We start from the raw sequence: 16,884 nt of genomic DNA on the forward strand, positions 1-16,884 counted from the left end.
CTCGGCCCGCCCGGCCAGCGCGCGGGCGGCGTCCCGGTCGGCGGCGGCGGCGCGGGCCTCCTGCCGGGCCCGGGTGGCCTCGGCGGCGGCCGTGTCGGCGTCGCGACGGGCCTCGTCCCGCTCGGTGTGCGCCTGCGCCACCTGCGCGGCGGCCTCGGCCCGCAGCTGGGCGAGCTGCCGTTCCACCCCGACCGGGGAGAGCTCGGCGTGCAGCGCCTCGGTCAGCGACTCCACGATCTGGTCGAGGCGGTCCACCGCCTCCCAGGTGCGGGCCACCTGACCGGGCAGGCCGGGGGCGTTGCGGTGCCGCATCCGGGAGTTGCGCGACGCCCGCTGGCAGGCGCCGTCGTTGTCCCGGCAGTAGCGGAACGGCCGGCCCGCGCCGGCGCGCTGCGGCACCTCCCGTCCACAGTGGGCGCAGGGACGGGTCTCGGCGGGGGCGGGCTGGAGGTCCATCGAGGCGGAAGTGTACTGCCGCCGCCGGGGGTCAGTGGGTGGCGCGGGCGGTGCGGTCGAGGGTGTAGCGGCGTTGCAGCAGCAGCGCCACCAGCATCGCCGCGGCGGGCAGCAACCCGAAGCCCCAGCGGATCGCGGCCAGCGCCGGGGCCGGCTGGGTGACTGCCTGCCCGGCGGTGGAGGCGACGAAGCCACCGGCGGCCAGGCAGAGCGCGTACGCCCAGGGGCCCAGCGCCGCGCCGACCGCCTCGGTGGCCGTCCACACCCCGGTGTAGGTGCCGGCGGCGCCGGTGCCGGCGCGGATCACGTCCGGCACCATCGCGAACGGCAGCAGCTGCATGCCTGCGAAGGCCACCCCGAGCACCGCCACCGCGGCGACCAGCACCGGCAGGCCCGCCGGCCGGCCCACCGCGAGCACCAGCGCGCCGGCGGCGAAGGCGCCCTGCGCACCCAGCAGCGCCCGCTGCTTGCCGACCCGGCGGGCCAGCACCAGCCAGCCGGGGGTGACCAGCAGCGCCGGGGCGACGAACGCGGCCACCAGCACCGTGGTCAGTCCCGGCCGGCCCAGCTCGTACTCGGCGTAGTAGGGGACCCCGGCGAGGACCAGGTGGGTGGTGGTGGACATGGCCAGGTACGCGCCGACCAGGGCGCGGAACTGCCGGTCACGCAGCGCGGCGACCAGCGCCCGCCAACCCCCGGCGTGGCCGGCGGGGGCCGCGGCGGCGGCCCGACGCAGCCGGGCGATCCCGGCGACGCCGACCAGCATGGCCGCCAGCATGCCGACCGCGAGCAGCGCGCCCATCCGCCGGTAGCCGTCCCGGGTGGCGTGGTCGCCGCCGGCCAGCAGGGGCGCCAGCAGGCCGGAGGCGAGGATGCCGAGGGTCAGCACCACCATCCGGAACGCCATCAGCCGGGTCCGCTCGTGGTAGCCGATCCGCAGGTCCGCGGGGGTGGCCAGGTAGGGGACCTGGTAGCTGGCGAAGAGCAGGTTGCCGGCGACGAACGCCACCGCCACCCAGCCCGCCGCGGCGGCGCCGGTCAGCGCGCCGGGAACGGCGAAGAGCGCGGCGAAGGCGACAGGCAGGGCGCAGCCGAGCAGCAGCAACCGCCGCCGGTCACCCCGGCGGGCCTGCTCGACGTCGCAGCGGTGCCCGATCCAGGGGTGCAGCAGCACGTCGGCGACCTTCGGCACCAGCAGGGTCAGCCCCGCCAGCCAGGGGGCAACCCCAAGGGTGTCGGTGAGGAAGTACAGCAGCAGCAGGCCCGGCACGGTCACCCACACGCCCATGCCGACGGAGCCGGCGGCGAAGCCGACCAGCGGCGCGCGGGGCAGCGCGGTGCTCGTGGTCGGCTGCTGGTCGAGCCCGGTCATCGCCGCATCCTCCCGGCCAATCCAACGGTCGCTGGATTGTAGGGGCAGAATGGCGGCCATGACCATGCCCCGCCGCCGACCGGGCCGACCCCGCCGCGACGAGACCCGGGACACCCGCGAGGCGGTGCTCGCCGCGGCCACCACGCTCTTCGCCCAACGGGGCTTCGACGCCGTCGGGCTGCGTGAGGTCGCGGCCGCCGCCGGCGTCGACGTGGCCACGGTCTCCCACCACACGGGTACGAAGGCGCAGCTCTACGACGCCTGCTTCGCCCGGGTCTTCGCCGCCGAGCGGGAGGTCGTCGAGGGCGCCGCTGCCCGGGCCCGCGACGCCCTGGCCGCCGGGCCGGACGCGGCCCGGCGGGCGCTGCACGACCTCGTCGACGTCTTCGTCGACTTCCTGGAGGACCGGCCGGAGACCACCGCGCTGTGGCTGCGGCGCTGGCTGGAGCCGCACCGGCACGCCGACCTCGACCAGCGGTACGCCGCCCCGCTGTACCAGCTGGTCGCCGAGCTGCTCGCCGCCGCCGCGGCGGCCGGGGCGCTGGTCGAGCCGGCGCCGCAGGTCACCGTGCGCAGCCTGGTCTGGGCGGTGCACGGGCATGTGGTGGCGCTGGCCGCGGCCGACGGCTCGCCGGCCCGGGAGCGCCGCGAGTTCCGTGGCTTCGTGCACCGGTTCCTCGACGGGCTGTACGGCCCGGCCGGCACTTGACGCGCCGCGTCGGCCCGGCCATTATCCGACAGTCGTTGGATTAACGGGAAGGAGCCGGCCATGGGCGTGCAGCCCCGGGGGGCGGTGATCGGCGCGGGCGCGGCCGGCCTGGCGACCCTCAAGGCCCTCGCCGACGCCGGCGTGCCCGCGCTCTGCTTCGACTCCGGCGACCGGGTCGGTGGCCTCTGGGTGTTCGGCGCGCCCGGCTCGCCCGCGTACCGCACCCTGCACCTGAACACCAGCCGGGGGCGCACCCAGTTCGCCGACCACCCGATGCCGGCGCACTGGCCCGACTTCCCCGACCACACCCGGGTCGCCGGCTGGCTCGCCGACTACGCCGACCGGTTCGGCCTGCACGAGGCGGTCCGGCTGCGGCACACCGTCGACCGGGTGGTCCCCGAGCCCGGCGACCGGTGGACCGTGCACGCCGACGGCCCCGACGGGCCGGTCCAGGTCACCGTCGACGCCGTGGTGGTCGCCAACGGCCACAACCGGGTGCCGAACACCATCGACGATCTCGCGGGCGAAAGCACCGCCACGCACCTGCACAGCCACGCCTACCGCGGCCCCGAACAGCTCGCCGGCCGGCGGGTGCTGGTCGTCGGCGGCGGGAACTCCGCCATGGACATCGCCGTTGACGCCTCGTACGCCGCGGCCCGAACCCTGCTCTCGTTGCGCCGCGGCGTGTGGGTGGTGCCCAAGCACCTGCTCGGCCGCCCGTCGGACACCCTCAACGGGGCCCTGGCCCGCCGGCTGCCGTGGCGGCTGCGGCAACGGATCAGCCAGACCATGCTCGCCGCCACCGTCGGCAGTCCGACCCGCTACGGCCTGCCCGCGCCCGCCCACGGGTTCCTCCAGGACCATCCGACCCTCTCCGACGGTCTGCTGTCCCGGCTGGCCCACGGCGAGATCCAGGCGCGCCCCGGCATCGCCGGCTTCGACGGCGACACGGTCATCTTCACCGACGGCCGGGCCGACGAGGTCGACCTGGTCATCTGGTGCACCGGCTACCGGGTGGAGATCCCGTTCCTCGACCCGGCGCTGCTCGGCGACGGCGCCGACACTCTGCCGCTGTACCGGCACGTCTTCCACCCGGACGCCCCGGGACTGGCGTTCGTCGGGCTGATGCAGTCCACCGGCGCGGCGTTCCCCCTGGTCGAGGCGCAGGCGCGGCTGGTCGCCGCCCACCTCGCCGGCAGCTACGCGCTGCCCGACCGGCAGCGGCAGCAGGCCGACATCCGGGCGGAGCTGCGCGCGGCGACGGCCCGCTGGGGCGCCCGCCGTCCCGCCATGCGCGTGGACTTCGACGCCTACCTCGCCCAGCTGGCCCGGGAGCTGACCGCCGGCACCCGCCGGGCGGCCCGCGGTCGGGGCGTCGCCTTCCCCGTTGCCCACCCGGCGGCCCCCGTCGCCGAACCGACGAAGGAGAGCGCATGACCGGCCTGCACCAGCGTCGGGTGATCGTCACCGGCGCCCACGGCACCTTCGGCCGGCAGCTCTGCGCGGCGCTGCAGGGCGCCGGCGCCACCGTGGTCGGCCTCGACCGGTTCACCGGCATCGCCGCCGGTGCGCCGGTCATCGGCTGCGACCTCACCGACCCCGCCGCCGTGCCGCCCGCCGTCCGCGCGGCCGTCGACCGGCTCGGCGGGCTGGACCTGCTGGTGAACAACGCCGGCGTGGGCGGCCCCGCCCCGGCGGAGCTGGCCCCCGACGAGGTGGTGCGCCAGCAGCTCGAGGTGAACCTGCTCGCCGCCTGGCGGACCACCGCCGCCGCCCTGCCCGCCCTGGAGGCCGCTCGCGGTCGGGTCATCTTCGTGGCCAGCCGGATGGCGGTGCTGCCGCTGCCCCTGGCCGCCGCGTACGGGGTCAGCAAGCGGGCCCTGGTCGCGTACGCCGACGCGCTGCGCCACGAGGTCGGCACCCACGTCGGCGTCAGCGTCGTCTACCCCAGCATGGTCGCCTCGCCGATCCACGACAGCACCGCCGAGGCCGGGTTGTCGCTGCGCGGAGTGTCCCGGCTGGAATCCGTCGACGGGGTGGTCGCGGCGATCCTGCGCGCCGCCACCGCCCGGCGGGCGCCCCGCGACGTGGCCACCACCCGGCGGGGACGCCTGGAGATGGCGCTGGCCCGGCACGCGCCGGCGCTGGCCGACCGGCTCGTGCGCCGGACCGTCGCCGGTCGGGTCGCCGCCGGGGATCTCGACGCCGCGCCGCTGGCGGCCGGGATGGTCCGGCGGCACCGCGACGCCGCCGGCTAGGTTGGCCCGATGGCCGTCCCCCCGTACGTCGCCCGGCTGCGTGCCCACATCGGACACGACCTGCTCCTGCTGCCCGGGGTCACCGCGGTCGTGCGCGACGACGCCGGTCGGGTCCTGCTCGCCCGGCGCAGCGACAACGGCCACTGGTCACTGCCCGCCGGCATCATCGACCCGGGCGAGCAGCCCGCGGACGCGGTGCTGCGCGAGGTGTACGAGGAGACCGGCGTGCGGGTGGCTGTCGACGGGGTCGGCGGAGTGGCCACCCACCCGGTGGTCTACCCCAACGGCGACGTCTGCGAATACCTCAACGTCTGGTTCCGCTGCCGGCCGGTGGGCGGCGTGCCGCGGGCCGACGACGACGAGTCCACCGAGGTGGGCTGGTTCGATCCGGGCGCCTTGCCAGCGCTCAACGACTGGGTGCGGCTGCTGATCGACACGACGCACCGCGGCGACGCGCCCGCCTGGCACGCCCGCCCGGGCGAGCGACACCCCGCGCTCGGCCAGCCCGACGCGCTCTGAACGAACCACGTCGGGGACGCCGCCGCGGTCAGCCGGCGGCGACGGCGGCCCGGGACCGGTCGGCGGCGATCCGCACCGCCAGGCCGGCCAGGACGCTGCCCATCACGTACCGCTGCGCCCGCGCCCAGGCGGGCCGGCGGGTCAGGAACGCCGACACCGCGCCGGCGGTCAGCACGATCAGGGCGTTCACCGTCAGGGCGATCCCGATCTGGGTGAGCCCGAGCAGCAGGCTCTGCACCGCCACGTGCCCGCGCGCCGGATCGATGAACTGCGGTAGCAGGGAGACGTACAGGATGGCGATCTTCGGGTTGAGCAGGTTGGTCACCAGGCCCATGGTGAACAGCCGGCGCGGCCGGTCCGGTGGCAGCGGCGCCGGGGTGAACGCCGAGTGCCCGCCCGGGCGGACCGTGCGCCAGGCCAGCCAGAGCAGGTACGCCGCGCCGGCCAGCTTCACCGCCAGGTAGAGCGGCGGTACCAGCACGAACACGGTGGCGATCCCGGCCACCGCCGCGGCCAGGTAGACCAGGAAGCCGACCGCCACGCCCAGCAGGGACACCAGCCCCGCGCGCCGGCCCTGGGTGACCGACCGGGACACCAGGTAGACCATGTTCGGCCCGGGTGTCAGCACCAGACCCAACGCCACCAGGGCTATCCCCACCACCGCGCCGACCGTCACCATCGCCGCCCCCGCCTCTCGTACCCGTTCAGACCCTACGCCCGCCGGCGATCTCGCCGGTCTCGTCCTCCCGCCAGGTGCGCAGCAGCAGGCTCACCCACGTCCGGTACGGCCGCCACCGGTCGCTGATCCGGGCCAGGGTCTCGTCGCCGACGTCGGCGGGCAGTCGGTAGGCGTCCCGCACGGCCTGCCGCAACCGGCGTTCGCTGCGCGGCACCACGTCGGTCGCGCCGGCGCCGCGCAGCAGGATCAGCTCGGCGGAGAACGGCCCGACGCCGGGCAGCGCGGTCAGCTCCCGCAGGGCGTCGGCCGCGTCGAGGGCCCGCAGCCGGGCCGCGTCCAGGCGGCCGTCCAGCGCCGCCTCGGCGATGCCGCGCAGCCATTCCGGCTTGCGGCCGGCCAGCCCGAGGCCGGTCAGCTCGCCGGCGGCGTCGCGCAGCACGGCCGGGGCGGGGAACGCGGTGACCGGGCCGTCGGGCAGCGGGGTGGCCGTGCCCAGCCGCTCGGTGAGCCGGGCCTTGACCGTGGCGGCCTGGGTGATCCGGATCCGATGGCTGATCACCGCCCAGCAGGCCGCCTCGTACGGCGACCAGAAGGTTACCGGACGCAGGCCCGGATAGCGCCGCTGCAACCCGCCCAGCACCGGGTCGTCGGCGCCGACCCGCGTGAACCCGGTGCCGTCGACGTCCAGCGACAGGATCCGCCGCAGCTGGGCGCGGACCGCCTCCCGCTCGGGCGCGGCACCGGCCGGGAAGACCCGGGCGTGCACCGCACCGTCGCCGCCCTGGCGGACCTCGACGCCGACCGGGGTCCACCCGCCCTCCACCGGGAAGGCCACCCGCAGCACCGGCTGATCCGCGCCGGGGTAGCCGGCCGGGGCGAAGCCCTCCAGGAAGCGGATGCTCGCGGCCAGCGAGAACGGGCCGCGCGGGGTCATCGTGAACTGCTCCGCTGTGCTCATCGACGCCGGGTGTACCAGCGGGGGCCGACAGTTCGGGTCTTTCCGCCGGGGCGTTCAGCGGTGACACTGCTCAGATGTCCGTCGTCCTGCGGGTGCCGCCCACCACGTCCGCCACCGAACTCGTCCTGCGCCCGTGGCGCGACGACGACGTCGACGCGCTGCTGGAGGTCTACCGGGATCCGGAGCTGCGCGCCCGGACCCGGCAGCCGGTGGGTACCACGGCCGAGGCCCGCCGCTGGGTGGCCCGCCACCGGCAGGGCTGGGCGGCGGGGCGCCGGTTCGGCTTCGCCGTGTGCGAGACGGACCGGGCCGACGGTGGGCACCGGCTCGTCGCCTGCGTCGTGCTCAAGGACGTCACGCCGGGCCGGCCGGATGCCGAGGTGGGCTACTGGACGGCCGCGGCGGCCCGCGGTCGGGGAGTGGCCCCGCGCGCCGTCGACGCGGTGAGCGGCTGGGCGTTCACCCGGTTCGCCGCCGCCGGGCTGACCCGGCTGGAGCTGCTGCACCAGATCGACAACCCGGCCTCCTGCCGGGTGGCGGAGAAGTCCGGGTACGGATTCGTGGAGGTGCTGCCCGCCCGGCCGCCGTTCCCGCGCGACGGGCACCGGCACGTACGGTGGCGCAGCTGATCCTCACCCGCCGGCCAGGAGCAGCACGCCGGCGGCGACCAGGCCGACCTCGACCAGGAGCACGAAGAGCCGGTCGCTGATCCGCGCCACGATCCGCCGCCCGGCTGCCGCGCCGAGCAGGGTGGCCGGGGTCAACGCCGCGCCGAGCAGCAGCACCTGACGGTCCAACAGGCCGCCGGCGCCGTAGCCGGCGGTCTTGGCCAGGTGCAGGGTCAGCGCGCCGGCCGCCTCGGTGCCGACGTACGCGGCCCGGGTCAGCCCGTACGCGAGGAAGAAGGGCGCGGTCAGCGGCCCGACGGAGCCCAGCAGCGCCGAGCCCAGCCCGGATGCCGCGCCGACCGCGACGAACGTCCGGTCGCCGGGGCGGGCCGGGTCCGGTCGCCACCGCCGCCACGCCACCACTGTCAGCAGGAACACCCCGAGCAGCCGTTTCAGCGCGGCCAGCGGGGCGTGTGCCAGCAGCAGCGCCCCGGCCAGGGCGAACGGCACCGCGCCGAGGGCGAACCGGCCTACCAGGGGCCGGCACAGCTCGCGGCGGTTGAGCCACACCCGGGCGCCGTTGCTGGACAGCTGCGCCAGGGTGAGCACCGGCACGGCGACCCGCAGCCCGAACAGCGCGGTGAAGACCGGCAGCAGCAGGACGCCGCCGCCGAAACCGGTCACCGCGGACAGCAGTGCCAGGCCGAACGCCGCCGCGGAGGCGACCAGCAGGGTCTCGACGGGGCTCACGCCGGCGGGGCGGCCGCCTCGGCCGGGCCGAGCAGCCGCAGCAGCAGCCGCGGCTCACCGGGCCAGGCGGCGAGCAGCACCTCGCGGGGCACCTGCCGGCCCGCGTAGCGCAACGCCAGGGCGACCACCACGATGTCGTCGAGCGGCCCGATGATCGGCAGGAACTCCGGGATCAGGTCGATCGGGCTGGCCAGCCAGATCCCGGCCACCACGATCGCGATCTTCGCCTTGCGGGGGACCCGGGGATCGGCGCGCAGCCGCCGTACCGTGGTCAGGCAGTCGGGGATGAACGCGGCCAGGTCGCGCAGGATCCCCGGCGGGAGCCGCCGGGCCAGCAGCACCAGCAGCGCCCAGCTTGCCAGCAGGCAGGCCACCGCCACGCCGAGCCCGATCAGCCAGTCCCGCACGCCGTCCTCCTCGACCGGTCCGGGCCGACCGGCGTCGACCCTGCCGGGAATGTACGCCCCGGTGTGCGGTTCCGCCCGCCGGCCGGGAATGCCTGCCGCCGCGGGCACGCTGAACCTCGGCGGTAGCCCGGTTCCGGTGTTTCGGGGAGGTGGACGAGGGTGAGCAACGCGTGGGAGGCGGCGGTCGAGGCGAAGATCCGCACCGCCGTGGACAACGGTGAGTTCGACAACCTGCCCGGCATGGGCAAGCCGATCCCCGGCCGGGACACCCCCTACGACGAGTCGTGGTGGATCAAGAGCTTCCTGGAGCGCGAGAAGCTCCCCTCCGACCTGCTGCTGCCCACCCCGTTGCAGCTGCGCCGCCGGATCGAGCAGGTCCCCCACGAGGTCCGGGACCTGCCGACCGAGGAGTCCGTCCGGGCGTACGTCGCGGTGTTGAACGCCGAGGTCGTCGCCTGGCTGCGTAACCCCACCGGGCCGCGGGTGGTGGTCCGGCCGGTCAACGTCGAGGAGACGGTACGGCGCTGGCGCGCGGACCGGGAGCAGCGGTCGGCCCGGGCCGTGGCGGAAGCCGCGGGGCCGCCGCCGAGCGTCACCAGGACTGCCCGACGGCGGCGGTGGCGCTTCCCGTGGCGGCGTTCGCGCTGATCCGCCGAACCCGCACCGGCGTCGGCCTCCCAGCCGGCGAACGACCGGGCGGCGTACGCCGACGCGGATGTCGGAGTACGCCGCCCGGACCGGCGACGAGCCGCGGTGGTTACCTCGGGTCGCGGTTGAATGTTGAGGTCGACCAGACGTAGCCGAGCACCGCGAGCGCCAGGCACCAGGCGACGGCGAGCCACCCGTTGTGGCTGATCTCGCCGCCGAGCAGCAGTCCGCGCAGCGTCTCGATGGCGGGCGTGAACGGCTGGTACTCGGCGATCGGCTGGAGCCAGCCGGGCATGGCGTCGACCGGGACGAAGGCGCTGGAGAGCAGCGGCAGCAGGATCAGCGGCATCGCGTTGTTGCTGGCGGCCTCGGCGTTCGGGCTGACCAGACCCATGCCCACCGCGATCCAGGTCAGCGCCATCGCGAAGAGCACGAGCAGCCCGAACGCCGCGAGCCACTCCAGGACGCCGGCGTCGGTGGACCGGAAGCCGATGGCCACGGCGACGGCGCCCACCAGGACCACGCTCAGGACCGACTGCAGCACGCTGCCGACGACGTGCCCGACGAGCACCGAACCGCGGTGGATCGCCATCGTGCGGAAGCGGGCGATGATGCCCTCGGTCATGTCGGTGGAGACGGACACTGCGGTCCCGATCACGGTGCTGCCGATGGTCATCAGCAGCAGGCCCGGGACGATGTACGCGACGTACTCGGAGCGGTCCGGACCGCCGCCGCCGATGCCCGCGCTCATCGTGTCGCCGAAGACGTAGACGAAGAGCAACAGCAGCATGATCGGGGTGAGCAGCAGGTTCAGGGTGAGCGACGGGTAGCGCCGGGCGTGCAGGAGGTTGCGGCGCAGCATCGTGGACGAATCGCGTACGGCGAGGGAGAGGGAGCTCATCGGACGACCTCCTTGGTCGGTGCGGTGACGCCGGCGCCGCCGGTCAGGGCGAAGAACACGTCGTCGAGGTCGGGGGTGTGCACGGTGAGGGTGTCGGCGTGCACGTCGGCGGCGTCGAGCCGGTCGAGGATCGCGCGCAGGTCGCGCTGGGTGCCGTCGCTGGGGATCTGCAGCGTCAGCGCCTGGTCGTCGCGCACGGTCTCGCGCAGCGCAGCGGCCGCCCGCTCGTACGCCCCGGGGTCCTCGAAGCGCAGCTGGACGTGCCCGCCGGGGACGAGCCGCTTCAGTTCCCCGGCGGTGCCCTCGGCCACGATCTTCCCGTCGTCGAGCACGGCGATGCGGTCGGCGAGCTGGTCGGCCTCCTCCAGGTACTGGGTGGTGAGGAAGACGGTGGCCCCGTCGGCGACGAGCTCGCGGATGATCTGCCACATGTTGTGCCGGCTGCGGGGGTCGAGGCCGGTGGTCGGTTCGTCGAGGAAGATGATCCGCGGGTTGCCGACCAGGGTCATGGCGAGGTCGAGGCGGCGTTTCATGCCGCCGGAGTAGGTGGAGGCGGGCTTCTTCGCGGCGTCGGTGAGGTCGAAGCGCTCCAGCAACTCGGCGGCGGTGCCGCGGCCCTCGCTCCTGGACAGGTGGTGCAGGTCGGCCATGAGCAGCATGTTCTCCTCGCCGGTGATCAGGCCGTCGACGGCGGAGAACTGGCCGGTGACGCCGATCGCGGCGCGGACCGCCTGCGGGTCGGCGGCGAGGTCGTGGCCACCGACGCGCAGGGCGCCGGAGCCGGGGTCGGGGGAGACGAGGGTTGAAAGGATCTTGACGGCGGTGGTCTTGCCGGCGCCGTTCGGGCCGAGCAGGGAGAAGATCGTTCCTTCGGGGACGGCCAGGTCGACGCCGTCGAGCACGACCTTGTCGCCGTAGGACTTGCGCAGCCCGTTCGCCGCGATGGCCAGGTGGGTCATGATGGTGCTCCTTCTCTACAGGCTGCGGGCGGTGATGTCGCCGTGGTCGGTGGTCGCGTGGATGCTCAGGCCGACCGCGGCGCCGCCGGTGTTCATGAGCGCGTTGTGGATCCGGCCGTGGCCGGTGCCGGCGTCCAGGGAGGCGGAGACTCCGTGGGCGGCGCCGACCGTCACGCCGCCCAGCTGGGTGCGCAGCACGACCGTGCCGCTGGTGGCCTCGACGATGTGGATGTCACCCTTCAGGGTGTTGATGTCCGCGGGGCCGGTGAGCCGGCCGACCGTGACGTCACCGGCGAGGGCGGTGAGGCGGACGCTCGCCGCCTCGTCGATCTTGACCGCGCCGTTCGCGCCGTCCAGGGCGACGTCGCCGAGCCGCCCGACGCCCCGGAACTCGGCGGCGGCCGCCTTCGCCGTGATGCGGGAACCGGCGGGCAGCTGAACCGTCACCTCGATGGCTCCGGACGCGCCGCGGACCAGGTTCTTCGCCGGGGCCTCGATCCGCAGGACGCCGTCGCCGTATTCGACCCTGGTCTGCTCCGCCGCCTTCACGTCGCGGCCCTTCGAGGCGTCCGCGGGCCGGATTTCGACCGTGGTGTCGGCCCGGTCGGCGGCGATGAGCTGCACCCGCGCGGCGGGGATGTCGAGGACGGTCGAGATCGGACTGGGGGTGTCGAACTTCTGCATGGTGCTCTCCTCCTGCGCTTGTTTCCGACATTGGAAACGCTACGTTGCGTTTGCAATCCGAGCAACGTATCTATTGCACACGAGGAGTAACTACGCAGCTCAGACGACTAAAATCGTTGCAACGAGGTAAGTTTTAACGCAACGGGCGGGACGGTGCCCGTTGCATTGGATGCAGAGTGAACGCTATGCTCCGGGCATCAGTGGACGTGAGGGGAGATCGTGGTGCCGGGAGGCAGGCTCAGCCAGCAGGAACGCCAGCAGATCGCGTCGGGGCTGGCCGACGGGCTCGCCTACGCGGAGATCGCCAGGCGCCTCGACCGCCCCACCTCCACGATCACCCGCGAGGTGATGCGCAACGGCGGCCCCACCGCGTACCGGGCCGACCTGGCACACCGTGCCACCGAACGCCGCGCCCACCGGCGCAGGCAGCCAACTCCCCGAGGGGGTCAGGCGTCCGCGCAGGACCACGGGCGCGACGCCGAGGCCGTACGCGAGTACGAGGAGGTGTTCACCACCCTCCTCATGCGACAGGGCCTGCCCAAGATGATGTCCCGGGTGCTGACCTGCCTCTACACCACCGACGCGGGCAGCCTCACCGCGTCCGAACTGGTCCAGCGCCTTGAGGTCAGCCCGGCGTCCGTCTCCAAGGCGACGACGGCTCTCGGAAGCCAGGGCCTCATCCGTCGGGAGCGCGACGATCGTCGCCGCGAGCGCTACGTCGTCGACGACGACGTCTGGTATCAGGGCATGATCGCCGCTGCCCGATCCCACGCCGAGCTCGCCCAGACGGCACGGCAGGGCGTCAGCGTCCTCGGCCCCGACACCCCGGCCGCCGTCCGCCTCGAGAGCATCGCCCGCTTCGTCGACTTCGTGGGCGAGAGCATGATCCGCGCCGCGGAGCAGGCCCGCGAGATCCTCTACACCGCACCCGCAACGACCGGCGGCACGGCCACGCCGGCTGCGGAGCGCGGGTAGCCGGCGGCCTCGATCGGGTCTGACCACCGGCCATGGGGGAGAGGTCTGAGAGTCGAGCCGCGTTGGCGACGGCATCTGTCGCGCCTTCAGGAACAAGTTGACGGTATATATCGGCGGACGTAATCTACAGGCATGCCATCGATGCAAGAGCCGACGTTCTTGATCCTCACCGCGTTGGCGACGGGGCCGAAGCACGGCTACGGGGTGACTCAGGAGGTCGCCGAGCTCTCCGAGGGAACGGTGAAGCTGCGGGCCGGCACCCTCTACGGAGCCCTCGACCGCCTCGTGGAGCAGGAACTCATCGCGGTCGACCGCCAGGAGGTCGTCGACGGGCGGCTACGTCGCTACTACCGGCTCACCGACGCGGGGGCCGGCAAGCTAGCCGAGCGGGCCCGCCGCCTGCGCAAGCACGCGGAGGCGGCGGAGAGCCGACTACAGGCGCGACCGAACGTGGCGCTCGGATCCATGGCTGACCCGTTCGGGGCTTCCGCATGACCGCGTCGGGGGAGGTCATGCGGGAGCTGCCGGCGCAGGTCAGGCTGGAACGCTGGTACCGGCGGCTGCTGTGGGCATACCCGATCGGATACCGCCGTGCCCACGGCGAGGAAATCCTCACGATGCTGATGGACTCCGCCGATCCGGGCCGTCGTGTGCCCGCCCGCGCCGACGTGGTGGATCTGGTACGCGGGGCGGTGCGGCAGTGGTTCCGACTGCCGATCGGCCGTACGGCGGTGGTGGCGGCCATGCTGTCGGCCGTGGTTCTCGGAGCCGTGGGAGCGGGCGTGGGTTCCTGGCTGGCGTGGCAGACAGCTCCGGAACTGCCGTCCGACACGGCGGCCCTGCGGACGGCCGAAACCGTAGCCGGTGCTCCCATGACCGCGCCGCATGTCGACCGGATGGCTGGTCGACGGGAACCCTTTCCCGAGGCGCACGTGTTCGACCCGCCCCATGAGCGACAGCTTCCGAACTGGACGCTGGAAGCGGCGCAGGCGCGACTGCGGGCCGACGGCTGGACGCTCGGCCCCGTCGGGGACTACATCCTCAAGGCGCGGGACGACAAGCCGGAAACGCACGTCTACACGTTCCAGGCCACCCGGAACGGCTACCGACTTGACGCGGTCGGGGGGACCGCCTCCCCGGGAGGCTTCTCCAGCACAAACGTGCACGTGGGCATCTACCCGGTCCCGCCGAGCTGGGAACCCGGGGCGATCCTGGTGGGCTGGCTCGCCGGCGCGGTCACCGGCTGGCTCCTCACCGGCTTCGCCAGCTACCGCCTCCGCGGCCGCGCCCTGCCACGCCGGCTTACCGCTCTCGCGCTCGGCGTCACCGCGCTGGGGCTCGCCGCCGATTCCACCATCGGCCTGTACGAGACGCTGGCCGACTACGCCTTCCTCGACCCTGAACTCGAGAGGCTCGCCCCGGCCTACAGCTGGGTGGCGACCAGTCCCGCCACCGAAGATGTCGGCAGCGCACTTGCCATCGGACTCGTGATCCTTGCCCTGGCCGCCACGGGCCGCCGCCGGAGCAAAGCACGGCTCACCGCAACGGCCGCCTGACGGGCACCCTGGCTCAGCCCGCCGTACCCGCGGGCTGAGCCAGGCCGCGCCGGCCCACTCCACACCGCTCCGGATCCGGTCGGCAGTCGAGGTAGGCGTCCAGTGCGGCGGCGCCGGTGAGCATGGCGCGCCCGCGGGCCGAGAGGCGGGCGTGCCAGTCGCCCAGCATCGATTCGAGCGGTGCGACGCCGCCGGCGGAGCGGACCTGGACGATCAACGGGGCGATCCGCTCGAGCAGGTAGCCGCCCCGTCTGAGCTGGTGGACCAGCAGGGCGTCGCGTACGTCGGCCGCGCTGTAGACCCGGTAGCCCGTCCGCGGGTCGCGACGCGGACGGACCAGGCCGGCGCGTTCCCATTTGCGCAGGGTGGCCGGGCGGATGCCGAGCCGTTTCGCCAGCGGGCCGACGAACGTGTCACCGCGTTCCTGCGGTACCGGGGTGAGGTCGCGCAGCGCGGCTTCGACGGCCTGGAGGGTACGGCGGTCGTCGAGCAGTTGGACGTGACTCTCGTCGATCAGCCGCAGCCCCTCCTCGGTCGCGTCGCGGTTGACCGCCTGCATGACCGACGTGGCCGTCTGGTGGCCGTGACCGGGCACCAGGGCGAGAAACGCGCGCAGCGCGTACGCGTGCAGCGGCGTGTAGGTGCGGTAGCCGTAGGGGGTGCGGTCGGCCTCCGGAAGGATGCCGGCCGCCTCGTAATTCCTGACCGCCTGGGGCGGTGGTGAAGTCCCGCAACCGGGTCGCGGCGAGCATCGGCGAGTTCCACGAACTGCTCGGGCTCGATTTCGGCCTCCCGGACTGCCAGGCCCGGCGGTGGACGCAGGCCGCCGCGCACGCGCGGGACCTCGCGATCGAGATCGGCACACCGGTGGCCAAGGTCGCACTCCCGATCGCTTTGTCCTACCTGGGAAAGAAGAAGATCTGAGCAGAGGTACGGGTCACTCAGCACGATGCTGCTGGTGATCGGAACCGTCAACCGTGAGCGCCTGCTCGAACTGCTTCTTGTCGGTGGTCTCGGTGATCGCGGTGTACCGCCGCGAGCCTTGCCCTTCCCATGCGTCGGTACACGCGGAGTACGCCAGGCAGCCCCGTTGATCATGGCCGTCTCCCACCGCACGATCAGCCCGATCTCGATAGCGCGAGCGCGCCGCCGAGGGAGCACCAGTGTCGCGTCCACGTCGACCAGGTTCTGCAACCCTCCGCCGTGGCGGGTTCTCGCTAACCAAGCGTCACCCCTGTCAGCGCTGATCCCGGTGGAAGTAGTACTGGCCTTCTATCTACCGCTGCGCGGATCGCCCAGGCGCGGGCGCGGTGGCAACGGTCCGGCATCCGCTCCCGTCGTCACGACATCCAGCCGTAACCTCTCACCCGCCGACCGTCTCTGCGTACTCGTCGGGCAGATTATCGAATTACCGGTATTTAAAATCCAGTAAACGAGCCGGCAAACCGGGCATAGCGCAACAGCACCATAATGACTGTTATGTTGCCGCGTCCCCGCCGCCCAGGGCGCGACTTGCGGCGACCACCACCCGGTTGTGCGGGCCCGGGTAATGCGCGGCGCCGATACGGTGATCGCGTGGAACAGGACGAACAGCTCCGTCACGCTTCGTCGTTCGGCGCGGCGGCGACCGCGTACGCCGAGCACCGCCCGGACTATGCGCAGGCCGCGGTGCGCTGGGCGCTCGAGCCCACGACCGGCTCGCGGGTGCTCGACCTCGGCGCCGGAACCGGCAAGCTCACCGCCACGCTGGTGGCGATGGGCGCCGACGTCACCGCGGTCGAGCCTGACCCGGCGATGCTGGCCGAGCTGCGCCGCGCACTGCCGGATACCCCTGCCCTGTCGGGTAGCGCCGAGGCGATACCGCTGCCGGACGCGTCCGTCGATGCCGTGCTGGCCGGCAACGCCATGCACTGGTTCGACATGGCCGTCGCGGGACCCGAGATCGCCAGGGTACTGGTACCCGGTGGCATCCTGGCCGGGCTGTGGAACGTCATGGACGACCGGGTCGACTGGGTTGCCGGGCTGGCGCGGGTCAGCGGGAGCGCGGCGATCGGCCCCCGTGACACGCCCGCCAGCTGGCGCGCCGAGACGGCCGACGCGCACCTTCCCAAGACTGGCGTGGCGCCCCGCTTCGGCTCGCCCGAGCAGGCCGAGTTCCCGCACGGGCAGCGCCGCACCGCCGACTCCCTCGTGGCGACCCTTGCCACGAGGGCGGGGATGCTGGTCATGCCGGAACCGGAACGAGAGGCCACGCTCGGTCGGATCCGCGCTTTCCTGGCGAGCAGACCGGAGACTGCGGACGGCGAGTTCACCCTCCCGATGCTGACCTGTGTGCTGCGCGTCCGGCGGCGGTGAAAGTTAGCCGCGGTGACGCTCTACGTCGCCACGGCCCGGCCGGCCGAGCACGCCGACATCGAGCTGAGGCACCGCAGGTCAGGGGCATGA

General features: G+C 73.8%; 20 protein-coding genes and 1 pseudogene. 11 read left to right on the forward strand and 10 right to left on the reverse strand.

Annotation, left to right across the window (positions count from 1 at the left end; genetic code table 11):
- A pseudogene (locus V6U81_RS25220) lies at nt 1-456 on the reverse strand (hypothetical protein); the annotation flags it as partial.
- Nucleotides 457-487: 31 nt separating this feature from the next.
- Nucleotides 488-1,828, reverse strand: coding sequence for an MFS transporter (locus V6U81_RS25225; protein WP_334492759.1), 1,341 nt, complete (start codon nt 1,826-1,828; stop codon nt 488-490).
- Between the two features lie 64 nt (nt 1,829-1,892).
- Between V6U81_RS25225 and V6U81_RS25230 the strand changes: the two genes are divergently transcribed.
- The 4 genes from V6U81_RS25230 to V6U81_RS25245 are packed head-to-tail and all read left to right on the forward strand — an operon-like array spanning nt 1,893 to nt 5,314.
- The gene (locus V6U81_RS25230) at nt 1,893-2,537 is read left to right on the forward strand and encodes a TetR/AcrR family transcriptional regulator (RefSeq protein ID WP_420884083.1); all 645 of its coding nucleotides are present in this window, start codon (nt 1,893-1,895) and stop codon (nt 2,535-2,537) included.
- A gap of 60 nt (nt 2,538-2,597) precedes the next feature.
- Complete coding sequence (locus V6U81_RS25235; protein WP_334492761.1) at nt 2,598-3,974, forward strand: flavin-containing monooxygenase; 1,377 nt, start codon at nt 2,598-2,600, stop codon at nt 3,972-3,974.
- Nucleotides 3,971-4,795: an SDR family NAD(P)-dependent oxidoreductase gene (locus V6U81_RS25240; RefSeq protein WP_334492762.1), complete on the forward strand. Its 825-nt coding sequence runs from the start codon at nt 3,971-3,973 to the stop codon at nt 4,793-4,795. Before V6U81_RS25235 ends, V6U81_RS25240 begins: the two co-directional genes overlap by 4 nt.
- 9 nt (nt 4,796-4,804) lie before the next feature.
- Entirely contained in the window at nt 4,805-5,314 is a 510-nt protein-coding gene (locus V6U81_RS25245) for an NUDIX hydrolase (protein WP_334492763.1), read from the forward strand.
- Nucleotides 5,315-5,342: 28 nt separating this feature from the next.
- Here the strand turns inward: V6U81_RS25245 and V6U81_RS25250 are convergent, their stop codons facing one another.
- Together V6U81_RS25250 and V6U81_RS25255 are read right to left on the reverse strand one after the other, a co-directional pair.
- Nucleotides 5,343-5,993 carry a LysE family translocator gene (locus V6U81_RS25250; protein WP_334492764.1) on the reverse strand — a complete coding sequence of 217 codons (651 nt, stop codon included), beginning with the start codon at nt 5,991-5,993 and terminating at the stop codon, nt 5,343-5,345.
- Nucleotides 5,994-6,018: 25 nt separating this feature from the next.
- Entirely contained in the window at nt 6,019-6,951 is a 933-nt protein-coding gene (locus V6U81_RS25255) for a DNA-3-methyladenine glycosylase family protein (RefSeq protein WP_334492765.1), read from the reverse strand.
- 74 nt (nt 6,952-7,025) lie between these two features.
- Here V6U81_RS25255 and V6U81_RS25260 point away from each other — a divergent pair, with 74 nt between their 5' ends.
- Nucleotides 7,026-7,580, forward strand: a complete 555-nt coding sequence (locus V6U81_RS25260) for a GNAT family N-acetyltransferase (RefSeq protein ID WP_334492766.1) — start codon at nt 7,026-7,028, stop codon at nt 7,578-7,580.
- A gap of 3 nt (nt 7,581-7,583) precedes the next feature.
- Here the strand turns inward: V6U81_RS25260 and V6U81_RS25265 are convergent, their stop codons facing one another.
- Nucleotides 7,584-8,309, reverse strand: a complete 726-nt coding sequence (locus tag V6U81_RS25265; RefSeq protein WP_334492767.1) for a sulfite exporter TauE/SafE family protein — start codon at nt 8,307-8,309, stop codon at nt 7,584-7,586.
- Nucleotides 8,306-8,824, reverse strand: coding sequence for a YkvA family protein (locus V6U81_RS25270; protein WP_334492768.1), 519 nt, complete (start codon nt 8,822-8,824; stop codon nt 8,306-8,308). The genes V6U81_RS25265 and V6U81_RS25270 overlap by 4 nt, the downstream gene beginning before the upstream one ends.
- Before the next feature lie 51 nt (nt 8,825-8,875).
- Between V6U81_RS25270 and V6U81_RS25275 the strand changes: the two genes are divergently transcribed.
- Entirely contained in the window at nt 8,876-9,364 is a 489-nt protein-coding gene (locus V6U81_RS25275) for a DnaJ family domain-containing protein (protein WP_334492769.1), read from the forward strand.
- A gap of 109 nt (nt 9,365-9,473) precedes the next feature.
- On the opposite strand, the gene V6U81_RS25280 is transcribed toward V6U81_RS25275, so the two are convergent.
- From V6U81_RS25280 to V6U81_RS25290, 3 genes are read right to left on the reverse strand one after another with little or no spacing between them, the layout of a single operon-like run.
- On the reverse strand, nt 9,474-10,265 hold the full coding sequence (locus tag V6U81_RS25280) for an ABC transporter permease (protein WP_334492770.1): 792 nt from the start codon (nt 10,263-10,265) through the stop codon (nt 9,474-9,476).
- Complete coding sequence (locus tag V6U81_RS25285; RefSeq protein ID WP_334492771.1) at nt 10,262-11,224, reverse strand: ATP-binding cassette domain-containing protein; 963 nt, start codon at nt 11,222-11,224, stop codon at nt 10,262-10,264. The genes V6U81_RS25280 and V6U81_RS25285 overlap by 4 nt, the downstream gene beginning before the upstream one ends.
- Before the next feature lie 15 nt (nt 11,225-11,239).
- Nucleotides 11,240-11,908: a DUF4097 family beta strand repeat-containing protein gene (locus tag V6U81_RS25290; protein WP_334492772.1), complete on the reverse strand. Its 669-nt coding sequence runs from the start codon at nt 11,906-11,908 to the stop codon at nt 11,240-11,242.
- 222 nt (nt 11,909-12,130) lie between these two features.
- Here V6U81_RS25290 and V6U81_RS25295 point away from each other — a divergent pair, with 222 nt between their 5' ends.
- The 3 genes from V6U81_RS25295 (at nt 12,131) to V6U81_RS25305 (ending at nt 14,439) form a co-directional block, all read left to right on the forward strand.
- Nucleotides 12,131-12,883, forward strand: a complete 753-nt coding sequence (locus V6U81_RS25295) for a helix-turn-helix domain-containing protein (RefSeq protein ID WP_334492773.1) — start codon at nt 12,131-12,133, stop codon at nt 12,881-12,883.
- A gap of 141 nt (nt 12,884-13,024) precedes the next feature.
- A complete protein-coding gene (locus V6U81_RS25300; RefSeq protein ID WP_334492816.1) occupies nt 13,025-13,378 on the forward strand; it encodes a PadR family transcriptional regulator in 354 nt (117 codons plus the stop codon).
- Nucleotides 13,375-14,439, forward strand: a complete 1,065-nt coding sequence (locus V6U81_RS25305) for a hypothetical protein (RefSeq protein ID WP_334492774.1) — start codon at nt 13,375-13,377, stop codon at nt 14,437-14,439. The genes V6U81_RS25300 and V6U81_RS25305 overlap by 4 nt, the downstream gene beginning before the upstream one ends.
- A gap of 13 nt (nt 14,440-14,452) precedes the next feature.
- Here the strand turns inward: V6U81_RS25305 and V6U81_RS25310 are convergent, their stop codons facing one another.
- On the reverse strand, nt 14,453-14,998 hold the full coding sequence (locus V6U81_RS25310; RefSeq protein WP_334492781.1) for a TioE family transcriptional regulator: 546 nt from the start codon (nt 14,996-14,998) through the stop codon (nt 14,453-14,455).
- Nucleotides 14,999-15,156: 158 nt separating this feature from the next.
- Between V6U81_RS25310 and V6U81_RS25315 the strand changes: the two genes are divergently transcribed.
- Both V6U81_RS25315 and V6U81_RS25320 read left to right on the forward strand, forming a co-directional pair.
- The gene (locus V6U81_RS25315; protein WP_334492783.1) at nt 15,157-15,363 is read left to right on the forward strand and encodes a hypothetical protein; all 207 of its coding nucleotides are present in this window, start codon (nt 15,157-15,159) and stop codon (nt 15,361-15,363) included.
- Nucleotides 15,364-16,014: 651 nt separating this feature from the next.
- Entirely contained in the window at nt 16,015-16,794 is a 780-nt protein-coding gene (locus V6U81_RS25320; RefSeq protein ID WP_334492785.1) for a class I SAM-dependent methyltransferase, read from the forward strand.
- The last annotated feature ends 90 nt before the right edge of the window (nt 16,795-16,884 follow it).

Origin of the sequence: Micromonospora lacuserhaii (assembly GCF_036902735.1) — a bacterium.
Taxonomy (GTDB): Bacteria; Actinomycetota; Actinomycetes; order Mycobacteriales; family Micromonosporaceae; genus Micromonospora.